Source organism: Halomonas sp. NPDC076908 (genome assembly GCF_050269715.1).
Taxonomy (GTDB): Bacteria; Pseudomonadota; Gammaproteobacteria; order Pseudomonadales; family Halomonadaceae; genus Vreelandella.
This window is the reverse complement of sequence record NZ_JBNNIW010000016.1, coordinates 35,814-58,153: the sequence shown is the minus strand read 5'-3', so window position 1 is coordinate 58,153 and position 22,340 is coordinate 35,814. Positions and strand designations below refer to the sequence as shown.

Sequence of the window (22,340 nt, the reverse complement as noted above, 5' to 3'; positions counted from 1 at the left end):
GGCTTTTCAGCGTTAACTCCACACTTTTAGCTGGTCTCGATAATCATCTTGCGCCTGACTAACGCTGACCGGCGTTAGCCATACCTCGGTGCCGGGAAGGCACTGGGAAAGCGTGGCGCAGGCAATCGGGGTGAGGGCGCCTAAGCGCGGGTAGCCGCCAATCGTCTGGCGGTCATTCATCAGCACTATAGGTTGGCCGTCCGGTGGTATCTGTACCGCACCTAGTGGAATTCCTTCCGAAATAATCCCTGTCAGCGAGCCATGCAGGCTGGGGCCAGTGAGCCGAACGCCCATGCGGTCAGCGCGGTTATCTACTTTCCATGGTTGGTTAAACGCCTGAAAAAGGGAGCGCCCGCTAAACGAGGCGATTTGCGAACCCAGCACGATGGGTAAGTGGCAGCCCGACACTGGCATGCGTGGACCTTGCCCTTCAGGAATGCGCCGCACTGCTGGAGCGGTGCCTTTCCAGGTTAGACGGTCACCCACTTTCAGTGGCTTGCCATCTTCATGTAAACCGCCAATTTGCTCGCGAGCGGTGCAGGCGCGACTGCCCAGTACTTCCGGCGCATTTAGCCCGCCGGGAAAGGCGAGGTACGCACGCAGGCCCAGGCGCGGCTGGCGGAAGACCAGGCGCTGGCCGGGCAGGAGCTTGAAGCTTGAATTGGGGGCGAGTGGCTTGCCATCCAATTGAGCGTCTAAATCAGCGCCTGCCAGTGCCAAGCGCACCTCGCTTTCAGTTTCAAAGCTTAGGCCGCCACCCATAACGATTTCCAATGCGGCACTGTTTGGCGCATTACCCAGTAACCAGTTGGCCCAGCGGAAAGAGATCCAGTCCGCGGCGCCACCTTGGGTAACCCCTAAATGGCCGACGCCAAATCGCCCGGCATCCTGGATGAGCGCCAGTGGGCCAACCTGTTTAACGAGCATCCCTTTGCGCGCGTTATCCATCAAGGAATGGCTCATGGGCGCTCCTCCATCGGCGTAGTATCGCCACCGTCCGCTTCAAACTCTGCGCGGGAGATCGCTCTAAAGCGCACCTTGTCGCCTGGGCGGAAAAGCGGATCGCCACGCTTGGCATACTCGAATAACGGCACATTGGTACGTCCCAGAATGTTCCAGCCACCTGGCGAAAGCAGTGGATAAATAGCGGTTTGCCGATCCGCAATGCCAACGCTGCCAGCCGCCACTTTCCGGCGTGGTGTTTTTAGGCGCGGCGTGGCCAATGCTTCATCTACTAAACCCATAAATCCATAGCCGGGCGCGAACCCCAGCGCAAACACGCAGTAATCGTGGTTACAGTGCTGCTTGATTAGCTCGTCCACGCTTATGCCCGCACGCTTGGCGACCAAGGGCAGCTCAGGCCCCACGCTTTCGTCATACCACACAGGGATGTCGTGTAGCTCACCCGCTTGAGTATCCACAGGGGTAAGGCCTGAAAGCGCCCTGTTAATAAGTTGAAGGGCTTCGCTATGGGTTACCTGCTGGCAGTCGTAATGAACTAGCAGTGTGGTGTAAGAGGGCACCAAATCAATTAATGCTGCGCCGAAAGCCTTACGCAGCGTTTGGTCGGCGGCAATGACCCACGCCATATTGGTTTCATCGATGGTATCGAAGAGACGCACCATCAAGGCATCCATGGCGGCGGTTTCAACACTTACGTTATTGACTCTTTCGATAGTGGCTTTCACGCCTGCTCCAGCGCCTGAAAGGCCTCGCGAATAGCGCGTACAGCGGCTACTGACTCGGGGTTATCACCATGAACGCACAGCGTATCGCAGGCTAAGTGAAGCGGTGTTCCATCAAGAGCGGTAAGTGGCTCGCCTTTGGCCAGCTTAATGGCCTGATTGACGATGGTGTTTTGGTCGTGGTGCACTGCGTTAGGCAACCGCCGTGAGGCCAAGTGGCCGTTCGCATCATAAGCGCGGTCAGCAAACGTTTCGAACCACAGAGTAATACCCATCTTGGCAGCCAGCTCGCGGTGTGGCTCGGGGTCGGCAGTCGACATAATCATTAACGGAAGACTGGGGTCATAAGCACGCACCGCGCGCATCACGCCTTCGAGCAGCGCCGGGTTGGCCGCCATGTCGTTATAAAGCGCGCCATGCGGTTTGATGTAGCTCAGTTGAGCACCTTCCGCTTGGCAAATACCCGCTAATGCGCCTACCTGATAGAGCACCATGTCTTCCGCTTCTTCCGGCGAGCAGGCCATTGAGCGGCGACCAAACCCCATTAAATCTGGGAAGCCGGGGTGCGCGCCAATACGCACGTCATGCTGTACGGCCAACTTGACAGTGCGGCGCATCACATGCGGGTCGGAGGCGTGAAAGCCGCAGGCGATATTCGCGCAGTCGACATAGGGCATGGCGTCGGCGTCCAACCCAATGGTCCAGTTGCCGAAACTTTCGCCCATATCGCAATTAAGCAGTGGGATGGCCATAACGACTCCTCTTTTATGCTCTTATCAGGCGCATGCTGAATGTTAAACCAACACCAATATATGAACCCAGCTGGCTAAGTGCCAATCGTTTTTGACGATACTCATTATCGGGCCTTCCTATCATATTGTTATTAGGTGGAAAAATGGTTGACGGTTGGTTGCTATACGCTTATCACTCTATAAGCATGGCGTGATAATAACGTTGGTTGATTGCCACTGCTGGAGATGGTCTCAAAGTTGCATGATAGAGGCCTGACGTTTGTCTTATGCTGCACTCTCGAACGGTTTTAGCAGCGGCGAACGAGTCATTCATATTCATAAAGCCTAGCTTAGGCGAGTCAGTATGATGGATTTTAAAGAACTTGAGGCCTTCGTCTGGGCGGTAAGGTTAGGCTCCTTCCGCAAAGCGGCTACTCGCTTGCATCTCACTCAGCCCTCCATTTCTGAGCGAATCTCACGCTTGGAAACAACGGTGGGTGAATTGCTGCTAGAGCGCTCCGCAAGGCCCATTCAACCCACGATGCGTGGCCGCGAGTTCTTTATGCATGCTGAACGTATGCTGCACCAGCGTGATGAGGCAATGAAGTTATTCGATAGCGAAGAGGCCTTTTCTGCACCGTTACGGCTCGGCACAATTGAAACCATTGCCCACAGTTGGTTTCCCGACTTTATGCGACGGTTAACCGAGCGCTATCCAGGGCTGACCATCGAATTGACGGTTGATTACTCACCGGTTCTGAACGAGAAATTATTGGCTAATGAACTGGATATCATCTTGGCAATGAACGGTTATTTGCCGCAAAAACAGATTGAGTATGAGTCGTTGAGCCCTTATGAGATGGGCATGTTTGTCTCCCCTCGGCACGCCAAGACGCTGAGCGAAAGTGCCGACGCATGGAGCACACAACTGCCGTTTATTTCCTTCGGTAAACAGGCGCGACCGTATTCAGAGCTAGTGCACTACTTGGCAGAGCAGGGGGTAGCCAGCCCGCGTATTCATTGTGTTAGCACTTTGATGACAATTGTACGCATGACTACCGAAGGGTTGGGGATCGGCGCGCTGCCTGTCTCCACCGTCCTGGATGAGTGGCAGCGGGGGGAGCTTTATCGCCTCGCGCTACCGGTGCCATTACCGGCCATGCACTACGATGTGATATGGCGTAGCGCTAATCATCCGCGTTTTTGTCGCGGTGTCTCCCGGTTGGCACAACAATGCGCCTGCAGCTATGCCCAGGCGCGTCGTGATGATATGACAACAACACTTTTCTCCGGGCGCTGGATTTCCCCAAGCGTCTCCTCTGGCACCACCGAAGCAACAGCAACACACCATTAAAAACACCACACTATTAATAGAAATAAGAGGGTTCTCACGATGCGCAAGACCATAACGACTTCTCTGCTACTGGCGACCGCCTGCGGCTTAACCGTGTCGGCTCACGCCGCGGAATGGACCATGGCCACGCCCTACGGCGATGCCAGTTTTCATACCCAAAACACCAAGCAGTTTGCCGAAGATGTGGCGGAAGCTACCGGCGGTGAGCTGACCATTACCGTACATAGCGGCGGTTCATTGGTGGCGCACGGTGAGATTAAACCGTCGGTTCGCCGTGGCACCATTGATGCGGGTGAAGTGTTCCTCTCCGTGCTCTCCAACGATGATCCTATCTTTGAAGTCGATACTTTGCCGGGTGTAGCGGGTGGCTATGATGATGCCTATGCACTTTGGGAAGCCACTAAGCCAATGATCACCGAGCTGTTTGCCTATGAAGGATTGATTCCTTTATACGCCGTAGCTTGGCCCGCCCAGGGAATTTACACCGCCGAGCCGCTAACCGATCCTGAACAGTTTGAAGGTTTGCGCGTTCGTGCACCTAACATCAACACCCAGCGCTTCGTGAATAACCTGGGCGGCAGCCCGACTGAAACGGAAGAGTCCGATATCCCCACCGCGTTTAGCACCGGCCGTGTGGACGCCATGATTACCTCAAGCTCCACCGGTAACTCCATGGCAGCGTGGGATTATGTAAGTGATTACACCAACGCCAACCTGTGGCTACCGAAAAATATCGTGTTCATCAGCCAGCGTAGCTTTGATCGCTTAGATGAAGCGACTCAGGAAGCGCTGATGGAAGCCGCCGCTGAGGCTGAAAAGCGTGGCTGGGAAATGAGTCGTGAAGATAACGATGCAAGTTTGGCCAAGCTAGAAGAGAACGGGATCGCCGTTTCTGACCCCAATGAGGCGATTGCCGCTGCGTTACAAGCCGCTGGCGATGTGTTGTTTGAAGATTGGCAGTCTCGTGCCGACGAGGAAGCCAAGCAGGCGCTAGAAACTTACCGCGAGCAGCGCGGCAGCTAAGTCTGTCTTGATATCTCTTGCAGGGGCGGTGGCATAGGCCCCGTCCCTGCTTTTCCCCGCATGCCTTTTCCTACGTGCTTTGTGAGGCTACGAACATGACGTTTAAATTCGACAAACTCTATCGCCTAGGGGCCTGGGGAGCAGCGGCCTGTATGGTAACGATCTGTGGGTTGATAGCGTTACAGGTCACCTTTCGTTTGATAGACGCACTGCTAAAGCTGGCCGGCTTTGGTCGGTTAGGGCTAAGTATTACCGGCGTCTCTGAACTGGCAGCCTATCTGCTAGTGGGGGCAACTTTTTTGGGCTTGGCGTATACCTTTGTTCATCATGCCCATATCCGTGTAACACTGCTTATCTCGCGATTGCCGTCGGCCATTCGCGTGTGGTTCGAAGTATTTGGCCTGATTATAGCGCTAGCGATTAGCTTATTGCTGAGTTACGGCTTGATTGAGCTAGCAAGAGAGAGCCTGCAGTACAACGATGTTTCGTCCGGCTTTTTATCTATTCCACTGTGGATTCCCCAGACGGTTCTGGCAACGAGCGTAGGACTGCTGTGTTTGGCGCTTGCAGAAGCCTTGTTTATGGCGCTGCGCATAGCGGCTCGTGACCCCTCCAGTTTTCGTGAGGCTACCGCGACTGATGACAGTGAGATGCACTGAGTTTATGAAAACCCAGCTCACATTAACGCGACTCGTGGACACTCAGCATAAGCCTTTTATTCTGGAGAGACCTCCGTGCTACTACTAAGTCTGGCTACCGTTTTTACCTTAGCCCTGCTGCTTGGCAGTGGGGTGTGGATTGCCTTCGCGCTGATTGGCACAGCCTGGATAGCGCTCGAATTCTTTAGCTCGTTCTCGCCAGGATCTATCTTGGCGTCAGATTTCTGGAGCGCCAGCTATGGCTGGGATTTGACGGCGCTGCCCATGTTCATCTGGATGGGCGAGATTCTGTTTCGCTCGGGGCTGGCCGACAACATGTTTCGTGGCCTGTCGCCCTGGTTGAACCGCCTGCCGGGTCGACTACTGCATACCAATATTATTGGTAGCGGCATGTTTGCCGCAGTGTGCGGCTCTTCTGCGGCGACCTGTGCCACGGTAGGCAAAATGACGCTGCCGGAGCTTGAACGGCGTGGCTATGACAGCAATATGGCGATTGGCACCCTGGCCAGCGCCTCCACGTTGGGGCTTTTGATTCCACCCTCTATTGTGTTGATCGTTTACGGCGTGGTCACTGAGCAGTCGATCTCCAGGCTGTTTATGGCCGGTATCGGCCCTGGCCTGATGATACTAGCGATGTTTATGAGTTATCTCATTCTTTGGGCACTGCTTAAAGGCAACCGTGAAGGGCTGACAGGGGCCGATGAGTCCGACATGAGCTTTGCTGAGAAGCTGCGTAATACCTGGGCGCTGATGCCAATTTTGCTCTTAATTGGCGGTATCATCTTCTCTATTTATGGTGGACTGGCTTCCCCTACGGAAGCGGCAGCGGTAGGTGTCGTATTGTCGATTATTATTGCGCGCTTTAATGGGCATTTTAATCGTGAAATCTTCACTAGCTCTTTGTTTGCGGCGGTGCGTACGGCCTGCATGATCGCATTCATTATTGCTGGTGCATCGTTTCTGACCTCTGCAATGGGCTTTACTCAAGTGCCGATGCAACTGGCAAGAGCGATTGGCGAAATGGGGCTTTCGCCCACTATGCTACTGATTGCACTAACACTTTTGCTGTTAGTGATGGGCTGTTTTCTTGATGGTATATCACTGATTTTATTAGTAACAGCCATTGTGATGCCGTTGGTGAGTGCGGCTGGTTTTGACTTGATCTGGTTTGGTATTTACCTAGTGGTCGTTGTCGAAATGTCGCAGATTACACCGCCCGTTGGTTTCAACCTATTCGTGATTCAAGGCTTAACGGGTAAAGATATACTGACCATTACCAAAGCCACGCTACCTTTCTTCCTGCTGATGCTATTGGCAATCGCCTTAATGCACCTTTTCCCAGGTATTGTTCTCTACTTACCTGAAGCAATGACGCGTTAAATAGTTGCTATTTATCCCTGATAAGCATCTAACTACTATTTATTAGTACTTAGATGCTGCGGTGGTGCTTCTTTGAAAGCAATCTTCAAGCTAAGCTGAAGAAAAAGCGGGGATAAGTGAGTGGACTAATGCGAACGAGGTTGGAAGCGACAGATATTTTTCGCCAGTTGGCAGAAGGAATGGGGCAAAGTGGAACGCCACATTTTTATGCAGCCTTGGTTGAGCGCTTAGCCGCAATATTGAGTGTTGAGCATGTATTAGTGGCCGCTGTCGCTGAGCAAGGCACGGCCAATACATTGGCCGTTTGGTCGAATGGTGCGCTTCAAGACAACTTCACTTATTCCTTATCGGGAACCCCCTGTGAAACCGTCATGGGGCGTGAATTTTGCCTCTATGATTGCGATGTCCAGTTACGCTTTCCTGAAGATAGTCTACTGCAAACATTAGGGGCCGATAGCTATATGGGGCTACCCCTTTATGCGGTAGATGGCTCGCCTATTGGGCTGTTAGCGGTGCTTAAAAATGCACCGATGCAGATTGATGATTTATCGAGTGAGATATTGCGCATTGCCGCCGCACAGGCAGGAGCAGAGCTAGGCCGTCACCAAGCGGAAGAAGCTTTAAAAGAGAGCGAAGAGGTAGCGCGGGAGAGCGAGCGTCGTTTAAATACGTTGTTAAATCATCTGCCTGGCATGGCGTATCGTTGTTTGAATGATGCTAATTGGACAATGCAACTGGTTAGCCAGGGTGCTGAGGCTCTGACAGGGTATCGGTCGGATGAGTTACAGAATAATCGGCTAACGAGCTTTGCTGACCTTATTCACCCTGATGATCAGCAGCAACTTCTTAAAGAAGTTCAACTGGCTATTGTCAGCAGGCGTCCTTATCGCGCGGTTTATCGCCTGCGTCACCGTGATGCGAGCTACCGATGGATGTGGGAGCAGGGTCAGGCGATTTTGGATGAGGCTGGCGAGGTGCTCTGTCTGGAAGGGTTTATTTCTGACGTCACTGATCAGCAAGAGTCTCAACGCGTCCAAAATGCCGTGGTGCAGGTTGCCTCCACTGTTACTACGCGCGTTGGCGATGATTATTTTCAGCAACTGATCGCCACGTTAGTGGAAGTACTGGAAGCCGATGCAGGCCTGATTGCGCTGCTGCACACCTCTCCACAGGGTGTTGAACATGTGATGGGCCAAGCAACGACTGTCAGTATGGTGGTAGAAGGACGCCAGCTTGACCCTCAATCTTTTGCGCTGAAAGGATCGACGTGCGAGCAGGTAGTGCTGGAACGTGAAGCTGTCGTTCATGATGGTCCGCCATTACCCGTGCAAGGCACATCAATGCAGGCTCGGGCATGGATTGGTCGACGCTTGGATAATGCCAATGGAGAGGCGATCGGCGTCATGATTGTATACTACCGCCAGCCGCTGACCACCAATGCGTTTGCCACCTCGGTATTACAAATCTTGTCCACCGGCGCATCTGCTGAGCTTGAGCGGCGACGAGACCATCGCCATATGCACCAATTGGCTTACACGGATAGCACCACGGGGCTGCCTAATCGCATTCGTTTTATGGAGTTGTTGGGGCGTATGTGGAATGAAGCGCAGCAAGCGGCGCATCCACTCTGTTTACTGTTATTGGATATTCGGCGATTTAAAGAAGTTAATGATCTATATGGCCATCACGTGGGAGATCAGCTGCTAGTAACCGTAGCGGATCGCTTACAGCAGGCGACGCCTGAGGGTGGTTTGCTGGCGCGCTTATCGGGCGATGAGTTTGCCATGTTGGTGGTGGGTACCGAGAAAAGTGCCTTAAGCATGATCGTCCAACAATTACGTTCAGCGGTTAACCGTCCTATACAGTTGGATCGGCGTCTCTTTCATCTTGATATCAGCATCGGTTTTGGCTGCTACCCGAAAGATGTCAATGAGGCTGGCGAGCTGTTCAACGCTGCCAGTATTGCGCTTCATCACGCTAAGCGGCGAGAAAACAACACCTGCCCCTATACCCAAACCATGCGTCATGCACTACAACGACGCCAACTGATGAGCGAGCGACTTAGTGCGGCGATTACTGAGCATCGACTGGAGCTCTATTATCAGCCCCAGGTGGATCTTATCAGTGGGCGGATTACCGGCGCTGAAGCACTATGCCGGTGGCATGATGCCGAATGGGGCTGGGTTAGCCCTGGTGAGTTTATACCGCTGGCAGAAGAACGCGGCTTGATACGCCCCTTGGGAGACTGGGTACTGGAGGAGTCGGCCCGGCAATTAGTCGCATGGCGAACCCATCGCCAAACGGCGCTACCGGGCAGACTATCGATCAATATTTCCGCCCAACAGTTTGCTGACCCGCAATTAACGGCTCACATTGCCCAGCTAACGGCGGGCGTTCCTACCAGCGCTATTGCACTAGAGCTCACCGAAAGTGATTTTATGCGCGACCCTGATCAAGCGATTGAGATAACCCACACCATGCGGGAAGCGGGTTACTCACTCTCTATCGACGATTTTGGAACCGGCTACTCCTCTCTTTCCTACCTTCGTCGGTTCGCTGCCGATGCGCTGAAGATTGATATCTCCTTTGTCCGCGAAATGCTCGATAACCACCATGACCGCACCATTGTGCAAACCATTATTGCCATGGCGAAAGCGTTAGAGATGAAGACTGTGGCAGAGGGTGTTGAAACCCGCGAGCAAGCCCGTTTATTAGCTGATATGGGTTGCAACCAAGCACAAGGCTACTGGTTTGGCCGCCCGTTACCAGCGGATGAATTTGCGGCGGTGTGGTTATCGTCAGCTTAAAAAGCTAGCCGTAAGGTGTCTCCCAGTGAATATCGTGCTCAGGTTCGGTATCTAGCTGTAATTCGCATTCACTGTGCTCCAAATGATGCAGCATCAGTTTGATGGCGCCCACCATTTAATGGAGATACCTCTCTCTGCACTGCTTCCTACAAAGTTCATGTTGAGAATTTGCGAACATCTGATTATTGCATGCGTTGATGCACGAAGAAGATGCGCCATTGACTCATCAAGCACAATAATTGTGCATTATTTTTTAAACAATATTGTATGCAATTTAATTTTCAATAATGTTCTTTTTTTATTTGGGGTTTTAACTTATTGAAAAATAATATTTTTATTTTTATTAGGCTGTCCGTTGATAGCTTGGCATGAAAAGTGCTGAGACTTGGCTAAGCAATTCTTTAAAAAATAGCCAAGGTATTACAATGCCCACCATTATCGACCTTACTCTGCCACTTCAGGATGGCTTACCCGCCTTGGGCCGCTTAGCGCGCCCTGTTGTTATTCCGCACACCACCCATGAAGCATCCAAAAAATTCCAGCAGGGGACGCCGGAAGACCTATTAACTTTCACGACCTTTTATCTGGGAATGTTGGATCACACTGGCACCCATGTTGATGCGCTGTCACACAATAATTCCGAAGGTGCCACCATTGATGAAATGCCCGTGGAAATGTTTATGGGCAAAGCGGTATGCCTTGATCTACGCCACGTAGGGGATCGAGGCGATATTACCCGAGAGGCACTGGAAGCAGCCGAGCAGGAAGCAGGGGTAAAGGTGGATGGACACATCGTGTTGATATGTACTGGCTTAAATACACGACACTGGCCTAACGATACCATCTGTACAAACAATGCTCAGGTCACTGCAGAGGCGACCCACTGGCTATACGAGCGGGGCTCCATGGTGCATGGCGTAGAGGGGCCCTCCACCGATCGTGTGGATGAAAATATCTTCGAGAACCACCGGGTTTGTCGCGACTTGGGCATGGTGCACTACGAGTGGCTTTGGAATTTAGAGGCGCTCATTGGCAAAGGTGAATTTACCTTTCAGGGTATTCCTTTGCGCATCAAAGGAGGCTCGGCGTCACCTGTCAGAGCTTTGGCATTCCTTGAATAACTTCCTTGTCTCCACCGCGGTGGACAGGGGAGTCCCTTCCCGCCAGCGCATGCAGTCTTACTTTAAAACTTGAAGGGGATCGTCATGAGAAAACGTCATCTGACTCTGGCTATTGGTGTGTCTATCGCAACGCTGTCATCAAGCGCTCTTTATGCTGAGCAGCTTAGTTTGAATGCAACTGGTATCGTTTCTACCCATCAGCACCATACGGCGCTGGAACGTGATTTTTACGCCACCCTTGGCGAGCGGACAGGCCTAGATATCCAGGTCAACTTCAATCCGCTGGACGTCGTGGGCGTCAATATGCAAGACACCATGCGCATGGTCAGTAGCGGTAGTTTCGATGTTGTTGAAACAACGATTGGTTCTGCCTCGCGTGACGATCCTTTTCTGGAAGGCCTTGACCTGATAGGCGTCTCGCCGGATATCGATACACTCCAAATCACTATCGACGCCTATCGTGGTGTGTTCAGTGACCGTGTGGCGGAGCGTTTTAATGCCCGTGTAATGGGTCTATGGCCATTTGGTCCCCAGGTGTTTTTCTGCTCTGGTGATGTCGCAAGTCTGGCTGACTTGCGCGGTAAACGTGTCCGTTCCTTTACTCCGAGCATGTCTGCTTTATTGGAGTATTTGGGGGCGACACCAATCACGCTGCAGTTCGCGGAAGTCTATCCCGCTTTACAGCGTGGCGTCGCGGAGTGTGGAGTGACTTCTCCAACATCCGGTAATACCGGTAACTGGCCAGAAGTTACCGATTCCTTGTTGATGTTAGGTGTGAGCTGGTCGGTGCAGGCGCACATGATGAATCAGGATACATGGAATGCCATGTCAGCCGAAGCACAGGAGGCCATCGAAGAGGCTTATGCGGATCTGGAAAGCCAGTACTGGGATATGGCCAGAACGCTCACCCAGGATGCGGTGAACTGCTCGACCGGTGATGATAGTTGCGAAGGTTACAACCGTTTCGATATGACCCTTGTTGAGCCAAGTGAAGAGGATGTAGCGCTACTCAATGAGGCGGTGTCCGACGTTATCCTGCCTACCTGGTCTAAAACCTGTAATGCCAATTATGCAGAATGCGCTTCTCTCTGGAATAGCACCATCGGTGAAGCCCGCGGTTTATCCATCGAGTGATAAGTCCGCCGGGCGGGTGTTTTGTGCCCGCCCGGTGTCTATAAGGAGACATCGCTGATGCGATCAATCAGGTTCTTTCCAGGTCTTGAGCGGCTGGTCAACATAGCCGCCATTATGTGCGGCTATGCATGCCTTGGGCTCTGTTTATTAATTGGTTACGAGATCGTAGCTCGTCGCTTATTGGGCCACTCGGTTCAGGGGGTAGATGAGCTCGGTGGTTATATTTTGGCGATCACGTCTGCTGTAGGTTTTTCCGCCGCGCTGATGCACCGGATGCATACACGTATAGAGCTTGGGCTCAGCCGTTTTCCCGTTGCTATACAGGCTTGTCTGAACGGCGTGGCGATACTGTTATTGGCGGGATTTACCGTATTTATGTTGTTGCAGGTATGGGGTACATGGCAAACGAGCATTGCCTATGGAAGCCGTGCCAGTACACCACTGCAAACCCCTTTATGGATTCCTCAAGGGTTGTGGTTGTTCGGTGTGGCACTGTTTGCATTCGTTGCCACCAGCATGCTGATACATAGTTGCTGGTTACTGCTCAGAACCAACTATCAGATGCTTAACGAATGCTACGGCCCCCCTTCATTACAAGAGGAAGTGGACAAAAGCCTGGCAGAGGCTGAGAGCCAGTTGGAAAACAGGCCGGAAAGTAAAAGGGAGCCTTTATGATCGACATTAGCGGTGCCCTGATTGGCTTTGCCATTATGCTAGGGCTGATGATGCTTGGTGTTCATGTGGCAGTGGCTATATTTTTGGCCAGTGCACTTGGCACCATGGTGTATATCTCCCCAGCCATGTTGAGCACCTTTGGTACCCAGCTATGGGCGGTCATGAACGACTTTCTATTAACGGCCATACCGCTCTTTATCCTGCTTGGCGAACTGCTGCTACGCTGCGGCGTCACCCAGCGGATGTATACCGGGTTATCGGTGCTACTAGGCCGTTTGCCCGGCGGGCTACTGCATACCAATATCGGTGCGAGCGGCCTGTTTGCAGCAGTTTCTGGGTCATCGGTCGCGACAGCGGCGACCATCGCCACCGTCGCGCTTCCAGAGTTCAGGGAGCGTAGGTTCAATGAGCGTCTGGTATTGGGGTCGATTGCGGCTGGCGCAACGTTAGGGATTTTGATTCCCCCCAGTGTGAATCTGATTATCTATGGTGCATTGACGGGGACTTCAGTAGGTCGCCTGTTTGCCGCTGGATTAGTGCCAGGCCTACTACTCGTTACGCTGTTCATGCTGGCGATTGCCATTATCTGCACGCTGTTTCCCAGCCTTGCCGGAACCATTCAGGCGAAAAGCTCGTTAAAGATTAAATTGACCAGCCTTAAACATCTCATTCCGCCGCTGCTGGTATTTGGTGTAGTGATGGGGAGCATCTATCTGGGCTGGGCTACGCCGACTGAAGCGGCTGCGTTAGGGGTGTTAATGGCCCTCGGGCTAGCGGTTTGGAATCGTGCTTTGAGCATAACGATGCTCCATGAAGCGTTTCTCTCCACGGTACGCACCACGGCAATGATCCTATTGATTATCGTAGCGGCCTTTTTCCTGAAGTTTGTGGTGGGCGTGCTGGGGGTTCCCCAGGCGCTAACGAGTTTCGTGGCCTCCATGGAGCTGAGTGTGTTGGGCTTTTTGCTGGTGCTTGTGGTTTTTTATCTCATTCTGGGCTGCTTTATTGAAACGCTCTCCATGATGGTGGGTACCATACCCATTGTTTTCCCCATTGTCGTGTTCATGGGGATCGATCCGGTTTGGTTTGGCATCTTCTTGGTTCTGATGATGGAGCTGGCATTGATTACTCCGCCAATAGGCATGAACTTGTTCGTTGTGCAGGGGGTGCGCCGGTCTGGCTCAATTATCGATGTCTACTGGGGTATTACGCCGTTCGTCGTGGTCTTACTACTGGCCGTAGCTCTCATCATAGCGTTTCCGAGTATTGTGACTTGGTTGCCCTATTTATTGCTATAAGGGGCCGAACGTGCAAGACGCAATGAACGTTACGCTGCACCAGCCAGCCACTGAACTGCTTATCCAATTAACCGAGGGTCGCCTCACATCCTTGGCGCTTGTGGAGGCGTCGCTGTCTCGCATTGCTGCTCTTAATGGCTCGTTGCAGGCATTTATTAGCGTGGATGCAGACGGTGCTCGTGCTGCGGCAGAGGATTGTGATCGGAAGCGGCGCTCTGGCCAGCCGTTAGGCGCGCTACATGGTTTGCCGGTGGCTGTGAAAGATGTCACGGATACCGTAGGGCTACCCACAACCAAAGGGGCACGACTGTTTGCACACAATCGTCCCGAGCGGGATGAGCTTTCGGTGGCACGACTAAAGGCGGCCGGCGCTATTGTGCTGGGTAAAACCAATACACCAGAGTTTGCCTTCGGCGCGGTGTGTACTAACAGCCTTTGTGGCCCCACTGCCAACCCGTGGGATCTGAAGCTAAGCTCCGGCGGGTCAAGCGGTGGTTCGGCTGTCGCAGTAGCTACCGGAATGGTGCCGTTGGCGCAAGGCACTGACTTTGGTGGTTCGGTTCGAACGCCCGCTGCTTTCTGTGGTTGTGTTGGGCTGCGGCCAACGCCAGGTACTATCGCCGAGCCATACCGCCCGCGTGGATGGAGCATGCTTTCCACTCAGGGGGCACTGGCGCGCAACGTGCGGGACACAGCACTGATGATGAGTGTGATGCAGGGCGCCCATACTGACGATCCCAGCTCATTCCGGCCTAGCACGACCGCGTACACACAAGCAGTGGCTAACAACGGGGACTTCAGCACGTCAGGCGCTGTGCGGGTAGCGGCATCCGTAACCTTTGGCGGGGCCTATCACGTATCCCATCAGATCCGTAGGGTTTTTGAACAGGCCGTAGCGCACATTGAGGCGCTGCTGGGGCGCGTGGAGTGGCGGCATCCTAATGTTGACGGGGGCGTGGCCGCTTTCAAGACGCTCCGAGCGGCTGAGTCATGGGCAACGTTTGGTGAGCTGGTTAATGCACAGGAGCAGCATCTTTCTGCCTCGTTTGCCTGGAATGTACGCCAAGGTGAGGGAGTTAGCGCGTCAGAGTATCTACATGCCGAGAATACTCGTACCACCTTGTATCGCCGCTTTCAGGCGTTTTTTGCGCAGTTTGACGTGCTTGTTCTGCCGGCTACCAGCGTGATGCCGTTTGATAATGCACAAGATGATGTATGGGAGATTGATGGTCACGCCTGTGAGTCGATCATCGATTATTTAGCATGTACGTTTCTGGTCTCGTTAGTAGGTTTTCCTACGCTGTGCCTACCTGTACCTCGCCAGCCTGGGCAACTACCTGTGGGCATACAACTGGTAGCTAAACCGGGTAACGAGCATCTGCTTCTGCAGGTGGCTATGCAGCTGGAAGCGGCAGGCTTTCGCCAGCAGTGGCCAGATTGTGTTCACACGACCAACTGAAGGGGCATCTCATGCCATCGGCGATTAACCTTGATATGGCGGAGCGCCTGCTGGATTTGCGGGGCTATGGAGAGTGTCCTCCTCAGCCTAACTGGCCGGGTAATACACGACTAGCGCTATCCATTGTTTTGAATGTAGAAGAGGGCGCCGAGGCACATCTGCTTGATGGCGACAGCGGTTCGGAAAGCCTGAACAGCGATATGCGTTGCCAACCCTGGCCTAATCGGCGCAACCTCAACATGGAATCCCATTACGAGTATGGCAGTCGTGTGGGGATCTGGCGGCTGTTGGACATCTTTCAACGACGACAATTGCCACTTACTATCTTCGCTGTCGCTCAGGCACTTGAGCGGCTGCCAGAAGTAGCGCAGCGGATGGTACGCGATGGTCATGAAATCGCCGCACATGGCTGGCGCTGGATTGATTATAAAGGAGTTTCTCCAGAGCAGGAGGCTGAGGATATCCGCCGCACTGTGGCCACGCTGACCCGGCTGAGTGGGCAGCGCCCGTTGGGATGGTACACCGGGCGTATAAGCGAAATGACGCGACGGCTGATCATTGCCGAAGGCGGTTTCCTTTATGATTCGGATGCCTATAACGATGACTTGCCTTACTGGGTGAAACACCCCGAGGGTGAGCATCTCGTCTTGCCTTACGCATTTGATACCAACGACATGCGCTACGCCGAGGCCCCAGGGTTCAATACGTCGCGACAGTGGCTCGACTATATGGTGGATACCTTTGATGCGCTCTATCGGGAGGGCCAGTACCAGCCGCGCATGATGTCTCTAGGCCTACACTGCCGCTTGGCAGGTCGGCCGGGTAGGGCACAGGCGTTGGAGCGTTTTCTTGACCATGTGGCCAGCCATGAGCGCGTTTGGGTCGCACGGCGTAGTGACATTGCTAGGCACTGGCATCAGCACCACTCTCCCTCCCGGCCGCGATAGTACCGTAGTGGGTTAGCCAAACAGTGCTTCCCAATGAATGTCTCGCGCCTCAGGATCTACTAGGTGAAGGGCATCCTGGATGTGATTCAGGTGATGGAGCATGAGATGAATGGCTCCTTCAACATCTTTATTGATGATGGCTTCGACAATGCGGGCATGCTCATCCTCGGGGCAGGCGGGCATTTGCGGGGCATCGTAAAGGGCAATGATCAAACAGGTGAGTGGGCATAGTTCGGACATCAACTTCTGAATAAAAATATTGCCGCCGAGCTCTGCCAACAGCATATGAAACTTGCCAGTGAGACTGATAATAAGGCGGCGATTGCCCTCTTCCCTGGCGCGATCCTCTTCCTCTAGATGAGCCTTGAGTTTTTCTAGGTCTTTGGGCGTTGCGCGTGCAATTACCTGACGGATAATTTCTGGCTCAATCAAACGTCTGGTTTCCATGAGGTCCAGCGCTTCCTGGCGGGTAGGGCGCGTCACATACGCCCCGCGATTGGGGTGCAGGGTTACCAGCCCCTCTTTGGAGAGCGAGGTTAGCGCTTGTCTGACCTTCGTGCGGCTGACATTAAACGTTTGGGCGAGACGATCCTCCCCTAGCTTTACCCCAGGCGGAAGCCGATGTTCCATTATGGCATCAGTAATCCGCTCGGCTATTTGCTCAATGGCGGGTTTGGTCGTCGGAGCGGCATCCATGGTCATCTTATCCTATCGAAAACTGCGTTCAGTATGCCGTAAGGGCAAGGTCGTCTGTAGTGCTACGTTCAAAACGTTATAAATTTGCCAGAACGCACTATTTAGGTGCGAAATTAAGGTTCTCGGCATCATTTTCGAGCGCAAATATGTTTTATTAATTGTATGCAATTTATAAAACAATATCTCTTTGATTTTTTCCATACTTTTTTAATTCTATTTTAAATCATTGGCTTGTGCAGTTTTTGAAGTCATTTTTTTATACTTTTTTGGGCTATGGCATGAGGATTGCTGTTTCTTTGTAGGTGATCGTCCGCGTGAGCATGCGATGACTACTTTATGAAACTGCTGGAGCCTCCCCATGATCTCTAAAGCTAACGTTGTAAAGCTGGCCTCATTGCTGACGGCCGCGACCCTATTCTCTTCATCACTTCAGGCGGCTGAAAGGCTGCGCGTAGCAGGTAACTTTCCTGCCGATCACTCTGTTTCACGGGCGATGGAAGTGTTTAAAGAGCAGGTGGAGCGCGAGTCTGATGGCGAGCTGCAAATTGATTTGTTTCCCGCTATGCAACTAGGGGGCGCTACTGAAAACGTTGACCAAGTACGCTCTGGCACTATCTTCGCGGTGTTCACGTCGATCGCTTACTTCACGCGCTCCATACCTGAGTATGAAGCCGTGAGCCTACCCTTCTTGTTTGATAACCGTGAACAGGCGTTCGCTGTTATGGACGGTCCCGTCGGCGAGCAACTGGACGAAAAGATGGAAAAGCTAGGGTTCGTTAATCTTGGTTATGGAGAGCTTGGCTTCCGGCATGTGACGAATAGCTTACGTCCGATTACCTCGGTTGAAGATTTTGCGGGCATGCGCATTCGCCTGCAGCCGAATGAGGTTCACCTGCAGACCTTCCGTGCACTGGGTGCAAATCCTGTATCAATGGATGTATCAGAGCTCTATTCAGCACTGCAGCAGGGTGTGCTTGACGGTCAGGAGAACCCTTACAACATCATCGCCAGCCGTCGCTTTAACGAAGTGCAAGAGTACTTATCTGACAGCGGCCACTTCTATGACTTTATCAATGCCGTTGCCAATCAGCGCAGCTACGAGCGCCTCTCAGAAGAGCACCGCGCCATAATAGATGCCGCCATGACGGAGGCAATGGCGTGGCAGCGTCAAGCTGCTGCGGATGAGGAAGAGCAGTGGCGCGAACAGTTAATTGCGGATGGCATGGAATTTACCCCCATTTCTCCTGAGCTACGGGCTGAGTTGCGTGAAGCCACGTCGGTCGTGACTGAAAGCCTCAAAGAGCGCATTGATCCCGCGTTCATTGAGTTAGCCACCCAGGAAGCTCAAGCAGCGCTGTGAGACCCACCATGACACCCACTTCTGTATCACCTCAAGATGACACCAAGCGGGGGCCTGCTCCCCCGCATTTAAGCACTGCTTTCCAACGTGCGAAATGGGTCGTTGAGCGTCTGGATACCATTACTTACTGGGGCATTGTCGCGGTCATGGCGCTAATGGTGACCATCGTGTCGCTTCAGGTGTTCTGGCGCTATGTGCTTGGCTCTTCCATTGATGCTGCGGATGAGCTTTCACGCTTGTGCTTTGTATGGGCGATCTTCCTGGCCATTCCCCATGGCGTGAAACACGGGGTGCATGTGGGTATTGACCTGTTTGTGATGATGATGCCCGCGTGGTTGAAGGAGGTTCTCTTTCGCCTGATGGCCGGTGTTTCCACGTTGCTAATGCTGATGGTGATGGTTGGTGCGTGGGTCGCGACAGTCGATCGTTGGCCAGAGCTAATGCCGACACTACCTATGACCTCTGCCATCTACTACATCGCTGTACTGATTTGCGGCGCCCACGCCTTTTTGCACTTGGCCTTGCTCGCATGGGGTGGATCGCGCACATGGGAGGGGGTGTCATGACATGGATGGCAATTGGTTTATTTCTGGCTCTTGCTTTTTTCGGCATGCCATTGGCCTTTGCGCTTGGTTTTGGCTCATTAGCAGGCCTGTGGATGCTCGACTTCGAACTGGTGGTTATGCCGCAGCGCATGATGCATGCAGTCAATAGCTTTCCCTTAATGGCCATTCCGCTATTTATGCTCGCTGGTGAGCTGATGGTGCGCGCGGGCATTATGGATCGCCTGATTGCCTTCGCAAACAGCTTGGTAGGGCGCATGCATGGTGGTTTGGCCCATGTGACGATCACCTCTGGGACTATTTTTGCCTCTGTCAGTGGTGCCGCGGTTGCAAGTGCCAGCGCTATGGGCAGCACCTTGGTTCCCTCGCTACGCAAGTACTATCCCGATGCTTACTCAGGGGCAGTTATTGCCTCTGCAGCTAATTTGGGGCCGGTGATTCCCCCCAGTAATGCCATGATCGTGTATGCGCTGATGGCGGGCTCTTCGGTCTCCGTGGGCGGGCTCTTTATCGCCGGTATTCTGCCCGGCATTTTGCTAGCCGTTGGCTTTATGGTGATTGCCAGCTGGATATCGTGGAAGCGGGGTTATCCGCTGACTGGCGAGCGTTTCAATCTGGCCAATGTGTTGCACCAAGGGCGACGCGCGATGGTCATCATTATGATGCCGGTGATTGTCGTAGGCGGGATTGTCGGCGGCATTTTTACCGCTACCGAGGGCGCGGCTATCGCCGTGGTCTACTCCGCGCTGATCGGTTTTGTCGTCACACGGCGGCTGAAAATTTCTGACCTGCCTGACTGTCTCTACCGTGCTGCAGTCACGTCGGCCATGGTCGGCGCGTTGATTGCGTTTGCTTCCGTGCTGACATTCATCTTCACCATCGAGATGGTGCCGATGATGCTGTCTGATTTTATTCAGGAGCTGACCAGCGACCCGATGACCTTCATCTTGCTCACCATGGCGCTGCTGGTCGTGGTGGGCATGCTGATAGAATCTAACGCGGCCTACATCATGCTGGTGCCGCTGTTTGCGCCTGTTGCGCTGACCTATGGTATCGACCCGCTCTACTTCGGCTTTCTGTTTATGTACAACCTGGTGGTCGGCATGATGACGCCGCCGGTAGGTGTGCTCTATTTCGTCATGAGCGGCATCACCAAGGTACCCATGATGCAGCTTGTGAAAGAGTCGCTGCCCTTTGTGGCCTTCCAGTTCGCGGTGCTTGCCCTCTGCATCTTTGTCCCCCAGCTCGTCACCGCGCTGCCCCGCGCGTTTGGCTACTAAATGTCACCGGAGCAGATAATGACGCAACCCTTCGATGCCCAGCATCCCGCTGATTTGGTTATTCATGGCGCTCGCGTGCTGACGGTTGATCCTCAATTGGGTGAGATTCCGAATGCTCGGTTAGTGATTCACCAAGGTCGCCTAGTTGAAGTAGGGCCCGATGATCCGTCTCAGCCAATGCCACCGGCACGCCGCACGATCAACTTAACCGGCCGAGTGATTACCCCAGGCTTCGTCAATGTGCATACCCACACCATTCTGAGCATGGTGCGCGGCGTTGCTGAAGATATGGGCTTCGCTCCGGCGTATACGCCTGGGGTGCCCCACGGCCATGAAGTGAGCGAAGAGGAAGCCGTTGCCTTGGCAAGGTTAGGGGCCGCCGAAGCGCTGCTGTTTGGTTCAACGCTGATTAACGACAGCTATGTGCATGCCGACTTAACGCTTCCTGCCATGGGTGAGCTAGGTATGCGGGTGATTACCTGTGGGCGCATCCACGATGTGGATTTCAGCCGTGTCCACGAGGGGGTCTGGAAGCATCGCGATGCAATTGGCGAGCGAACGTTGAATGAAGCCATTGCGCTTCACGAGCGCTGGCAGGGCAAGTTGGATGGCCGCTTAGGTGTCGAGCTTGCAGCCCATGCGCCTGATACCTGCTCCCGTGCCTTATTAGCCAAAGTCGCCAATGCCCGCGATGCGCTGGGTATTCACGTTAATGGCCACCTTTCCCAAAGCGTTAAAGAGAACCGTCGGGTGATAGAGCGTGACGGCATGACGCCCAGTGAGTTGCTGGAAGATGTTGGGCTGCTGGGCCCGCGCTTTACCGCTGCGCACTGTATGTACGTGACAGACAGCGATATCGAGCGCATAGGCCGTACCGGCACCAACATTGCCCATATCCCCCGGGGTAATGCCACCGGCGGTCGAATTGCCCCCACCACGCGGTTACGCGCCGCAGGCGCAAACCTTGCCCTAGGCACCGACAACATGCACGGCGATATGGTGGAAGTGATGCGCTGGGCATTGATTATGGGCCGGGTGCAAGAGAGCGAAATTAACGACACCTGGCAGCCGCATCACGTGCTGGAAATGGCCACCTTGGGAGGCGCCAAAGCGTTAGGGCTGGATGCTGAGCTGGGTTCTCTCACTCCCGGCAAGCGAGCTGATTTAGTGGTGTTCGACTTCCGTCGCCCGCACTTAGTGCCGCTGATTAATGCCCTTGGCAACTTGGTGCATACCGCCCAAGGCCGCGATGTAGAAATGGTGGTGTGTAACGGCCAGGTGGTGGTTGAAGACGGTGAGCTGTGCTTGGCCGATACGCCCACATTGCTAGCCGATGCCCAGCGCGCCGCTGAAGCACTGTGGACGCGTGCGCGAGCCCAGGTAGAGAGAAAAGAGAGTCTTTGATGAAACTACTCATCGTTAATCCCAATATTTCCCAAAGTGTGACCGACCTGATTGCCACAGAAGCCGAGCGTTCCGTCAGTGCTACTACGCAGCTTACCTTGCGCACGGCCGCCTTTGGCGTGGCTTATATCGAAACCCGGGCTGAAGCAGCGGTCGGAGCGTATGCCACCCTGAACGAGCTTGCTGAACACTATGCCGGACATGACGCCGCTATTGTTGCCGCCTTTGGTGACCCGGGCTTAGAAGCTGCCCGTGAAATGCTGCCCATTCCAGTAGTAGGTATGACCGAAAGTGCTCTGATGAGTGCCGCCATGTTGGGCGGTCGCATCGGAATAGTAGCTATTTCGCGGCGTATCCGCGCCTGGTACAGCGAAACCGTTGACCGCTACGGGATGACCTCGCGTCTGGCCGGTATTCGCTGCCTAGACGAGCCACTGCCCAATATTGGCAGTGTCCAGCAGGACAAGGGTGAACAGCTAGTGGCGCTATGCGAAGCCGCCGTACGCGAAGACGGAGCCGATGTGTTGATTATTGCTGGCGCACCGCTGGCAGGGTTGGCCCGCAGTGTCGCAGCGCAGATACCAGTGCCCGTTGTGGACGGGGTGAGTTGTGCCGTTCATCAGGCAGAACTGCTGGCACGGCTAAGTCCTAATAAAGCCACCGCGGGAAGCTACGCCGTACCACCTGAAAAAAGCTGGACGGGATTATCGCCTGCCCTAGGTCAATTAATCGGGCGGCAACGCATCTCGTAAGGCAAATACGGA

General features: G+C 53.7%; 20 protein-coding genes. 16 read left to right on the top strand and 4 right to left on the bottom strand.

Translation table 11 applies throughout. The features are described from left to right. Positions 1–12 precede the first annotated feature (12 nt). From ACQKE4_RS11295 to ACQKE4_RS11285, 3 genes are read right to left on the bottom strand one after another with little or no spacing between them, the layout of a single operon-like run. Positions 13–963, bottom strand: coding sequence for a biotin-dependent carboxyltransferase family protein (locus tag ACQKE4_RS11295; protein WP_427388445.1), 951 nt, complete (start codon positions 961–963; stop codon positions 13–15). Beyond that, complete coding sequence (pxpB, locus tag ACQKE4_RS11290; RefSeq protein ID WP_427388444.1) at positions 960–1,688, bottom strand: 5-oxoprolinase subunit PxpB; 729 nt, start codon at positions 1,686–1,688, stop codon at positions 960–962. Before pxpB ends, ACQKE4_RS11295 begins: the two co-directional genes overlap by 4 nt. Then, positions 1,685–2,437 (bottom strand): 5-oxoprolinase subunit PxpA, encoded by a 753-nt coding sequence (locus ACQKE4_RS11285; protein ID WP_427388443.1) that lies wholly within the window; start codon positions 2,435–2,437, stop codon positions 1,685–1,687. Before ACQKE4_RS11285 ends, pxpB begins: the two co-directional genes overlap by 4 nt. 343 nt (positions 2,438–2,780) lie before the next feature. Here ACQKE4_RS11285 and ACQKE4_RS11280 point away from each other — a divergent pair, with 343 nt between their 5' ends. From ACQKE4_RS11280 to puuE, 11 genes are all read left to right on the top strand, one after another. Next, positions 2,781–3,770 carry a LysR family transcriptional regulator gene (locus ACQKE4_RS11280; protein WP_427388442.1) on the top strand — a complete coding sequence of 330 codons (990 nt, stop codon included), beginning with the start codon at positions 2,781–2,783 and terminating at the stop codon, positions 3,768–3,770. A gap of 39 nt (positions 3,771–3,809) precedes the next feature. Further along, positions 3,810–4,793, top strand: coding sequence for a TRAP transporter substrate-binding protein (locus ACQKE4_RS11275; RefSeq protein ID WP_427388441.1), 984 nt, complete (start codon positions 3,810–3,812; stop codon positions 4,791–4,793). A 95-nt stretch (positions 4,794–4,888) separates the two neighbouring features. Continuing rightward, complete coding sequence (locus tag ACQKE4_RS11270; RefSeq protein WP_427388439.1) at positions 4,889–5,452, top strand: TRAP transporter small permease; 564 nt, start codon at positions 4,889–4,891, stop codon at positions 5,450–5,452. Positions 5,453–5,527: 75 nt separating this feature from the next. Continuing rightward, positions 5,528–6,832, top strand: a complete 1,305-nt coding sequence (locus ACQKE4_RS11265; RefSeq protein ID WP_427388437.1) for a TRAP transporter large permease — start codon at positions 5,528–5,530, stop codon at positions 6,830–6,832. A 128-nt stretch (positions 6,833–6,960) separates the two neighbouring features. Next, a complete protein-coding gene (locus ACQKE4_RS11260; protein WP_427388436.1) occupies positions 6,961–9,639 on the top strand; it encodes an EAL domain-containing protein in 2,679 nt (892 codons plus the stop codon). A gap of 425 nt (positions 9,640–10,064) precedes the next feature. After that, a complete protein-coding gene (locus tag ACQKE4_RS11255; RefSeq protein ID WP_427388435.1) occupies positions 10,065–10,760 on the top strand; it encodes a cyclase family protein in 696 nt (231 codons plus the stop codon). An 84-nt stretch (positions 10,761–10,844) separates the two neighbouring features. Further along, the gene (locus ACQKE4_RS11250) at positions 10,845–11,894 is read left to right on the top strand and encodes a TRAP transporter substrate-binding protein (protein ID WP_427388434.1); all 1,050 of its coding nucleotides are present in this window, start codon (positions 10,845–10,847) and stop codon (positions 11,892–11,894) included. Between the two features lie 57 nt (positions 11,895–11,951). Continuing rightward, a complete protein-coding gene (locus ACQKE4_RS11245) occupies positions 11,952–12,569 on the top strand; it encodes a TRAP transporter small permease subunit (protein WP_427388433.1) in 618 nt (205 codons plus the stop codon). Continuing rightward, the gene (locus tag ACQKE4_RS11240) at positions 12,566–13,867 is read left to right on the top strand and encodes a TRAP transporter large permease (protein WP_427388432.1); all 1,302 of its coding nucleotides are present in this window, start codon (positions 12,566–12,568) and stop codon (positions 13,865–13,867) included. Before ACQKE4_RS11245 ends, ACQKE4_RS11240 begins: the two co-directional genes overlap by 4 nt. Before the next feature lie 10 nt (positions 13,868–13,877). Next, entirely contained in the window at positions 13,878–15,326 is a 1,449-nt protein-coding gene (locus ACQKE4_RS11235) for an amidase (protein WP_427388430.1), read from the top strand. An 11-nt stretch (positions 15,327–15,337) separates the two neighbouring features. Further along, positions 15,338–16,273 carry an allantoinase PuuE gene (puuE, locus tag ACQKE4_RS11230; protein ID WP_427388429.1) on the top strand — a complete coding sequence of 312 codons (936 nt, stop codon included), beginning with the start codon at positions 15,338–15,340 and terminating at the stop codon, positions 16,271–16,273. Between the two features lie 12 nt (positions 16,274–16,285). Here puuE and ACQKE4_RS11225 read toward each other — a convergent pair whose 3' ends face one another. Next, positions 16,286–16,969, bottom strand: a complete 684-nt coding sequence (locus tag ACQKE4_RS11225; protein WP_427388428.1) for a GntR family transcriptional regulator — start codon at positions 16,967–16,969, stop codon at positions 16,286–16,288. A 358-nt stretch (positions 16,970–17,327) separates the two neighbouring features. Between ACQKE4_RS11225 and ACQKE4_RS11220 the strand changes: the two genes are divergently transcribed. From ACQKE4_RS11220 to ACQKE4_RS11200, 5 genes are read left to right on the top strand one after another with little or no spacing between them, the layout of a single operon-like run. Next, a complete protein-coding gene (locus ACQKE4_RS11220) occupies positions 17,328–18,329 on the top strand; it encodes a TRAP transporter substrate-binding protein (RefSeq protein WP_427388427.1) in 1,002 nt (333 codons plus the stop codon). Positions 18,330–18,337: 8 nt separating this feature from the next. Beyond that, positions 18,338–18,895: a TRAP transporter small permease gene (locus tag ACQKE4_RS11215; protein WP_427388426.1), complete on the top strand. Its 558-nt coding sequence runs from the start codon at positions 18,338–18,340 to the stop codon at positions 18,893–18,895. Continuing rightward, the gene (locus ACQKE4_RS11210; protein WP_427388425.1) at positions 18,892–20,172 is read left to right on the top strand and encodes a TRAP transporter large permease; all 1,281 of its coding nucleotides are present in this window, start codon (positions 18,892–18,894) and stop codon (positions 20,170–20,172) included. The genes ACQKE4_RS11215 and ACQKE4_RS11210 overlap by 4 nt, the downstream gene beginning before the upstream one ends. Before the next feature lie 18 nt (positions 20,173–20,190). After that, entirely contained in the window at positions 20,191–21,576 is a 1,386-nt protein-coding gene (locus tag ACQKE4_RS11205) for an amidohydrolase family protein (protein WP_427388424.1), read from the top strand. Beyond that, on the top strand, positions 21,576–22,328 hold the full coding sequence (locus ACQKE4_RS11200; protein WP_427388423.1) for an aspartate/glutamate racemase family protein: 753 nt from the start codon (positions 21,576–21,578) through the stop codon (positions 22,326–22,328). Before ACQKE4_RS11205 ends, ACQKE4_RS11200 begins: the two co-directional genes overlap by 1 nt. Positions 22,329–22,340 lie beyond the last annotated feature (12 nt).

Excerpts from the sequence above, each read along its gene's own strand:
- ACQKE4_RS11295 (WP_427388445.1), bottom strand. The coding sequence starts at position 963 with ATGAGCCATTCCTTGATGGATAACGCGCGCAAAGGGATGCTCGTTAAA.
- ACQKE4_RS11285 (WP_427388443.1), bottom strand. The coding sequence starts at position 2,437 with ATGGCCATCCCACTGCTTAATTGCGATATGGGCGAAAGTTTCGGCAAC.
- ACQKE4_RS11280 (WP_427388442.1), top strand. The coding sequence starts at position 2,781 with ATGATGGATTTTAAAGAACTTGAGGCCTTCGTCTGGGCGGTAAGGTTA.
- ACQKE4_RS11275 (WP_427388441.1), top strand. The coding sequence starts at position 3,810 with ATGCGCAAGACCATAACGACTTCTCTGCTACTGGCGACCGCCTGCGGC.
- ACQKE4_RS11270 (WP_427388439.1), top strand. The coding sequence starts at position 4,889 with ATGACGTTTAAATTCGACAAACTCTATCGCCTAGGGGCCTGGGGAGCA.
- ACQKE4_RS11260 (WP_427388436.1), top strand. The coding sequence starts at position 6,961 with ATGCGAACGAGGTTGGAAGCGACAGATATTTTTCGCCAGTTGGCAGAA.
- ACQKE4_RS11255 (WP_427388435.1), top strand. The coding sequence starts at position 10,065 with ATGCCCACCATTATCGACCTTACTCTGCCACTTCAGGATGGCTTACCC.
- ACQKE4_RS11250 (WP_427388434.1), top strand. The coding sequence starts at position 10,845 with ATGAGAAAACGTCATCTGACTCTGGCTATTGGTGTGTCTATCGCAACG.
- ACQKE4_RS11245 (WP_427388433.1), top strand. The coding sequence starts at position 11,952 with ATGCGATCAATCAGGTTCTTTCCAGGTCTTGAGCGGCTGGTCAACATA.
- ACQKE4_RS11240 (WP_427388432.1), top strand. The coding sequence starts at position 12,566 with ATGATCGACATTAGCGGTGCCCTGATTGGCTTTGCCATTATGCTAGGG.
- puuE (WP_427388429.1), top strand. The coding sequence starts at position 15,338 with ATGCCATCGGCGATTAACCTTGATATGGCGGAGCGCCTGCTGGATTTG.
- ACQKE4_RS11225 (WP_427388428.1), bottom strand. The coding sequence starts at position 16,969 with ATGGATGCCGCTCCGACGACCAAACCCGCCATTGAGCAAATAGCCGAG.
- ACQKE4_RS11220 (WP_427388427.1), top strand. The coding sequence starts at position 17,328 with ATGATCTCTAAAGCTAACGTTGTAAAGCTGGCCTCATTGCTGACGGCC.
- ACQKE4_RS11215 (WP_427388426.1), top strand. The coding sequence starts at position 18,338 with ATGACACCCACTTCTGTATCACCTCAAGATGACACCAAGCGGGGGCCT.
- ACQKE4_RS11210 (WP_427388425.1), top strand. The coding sequence starts at position 18,892 with ATGACATGGATGGCAATTGGTTTATTTCTGGCTCTTGCTTTTTTCGGC.
- ACQKE4_RS11205 (WP_427388424.1), top strand. The coding sequence starts at position 20,191 with ATGACGCAACCCTTCGATGCCCAGCATCCCGCTGATTTGGTTATTCAT.
- ACQKE4_RS11200 (WP_427388423.1), top strand. The coding sequence starts at position 21,576 with ATGAAACTACTCATCGTTAATCCCAATATTTCCCAAAGTGTGACCGAC.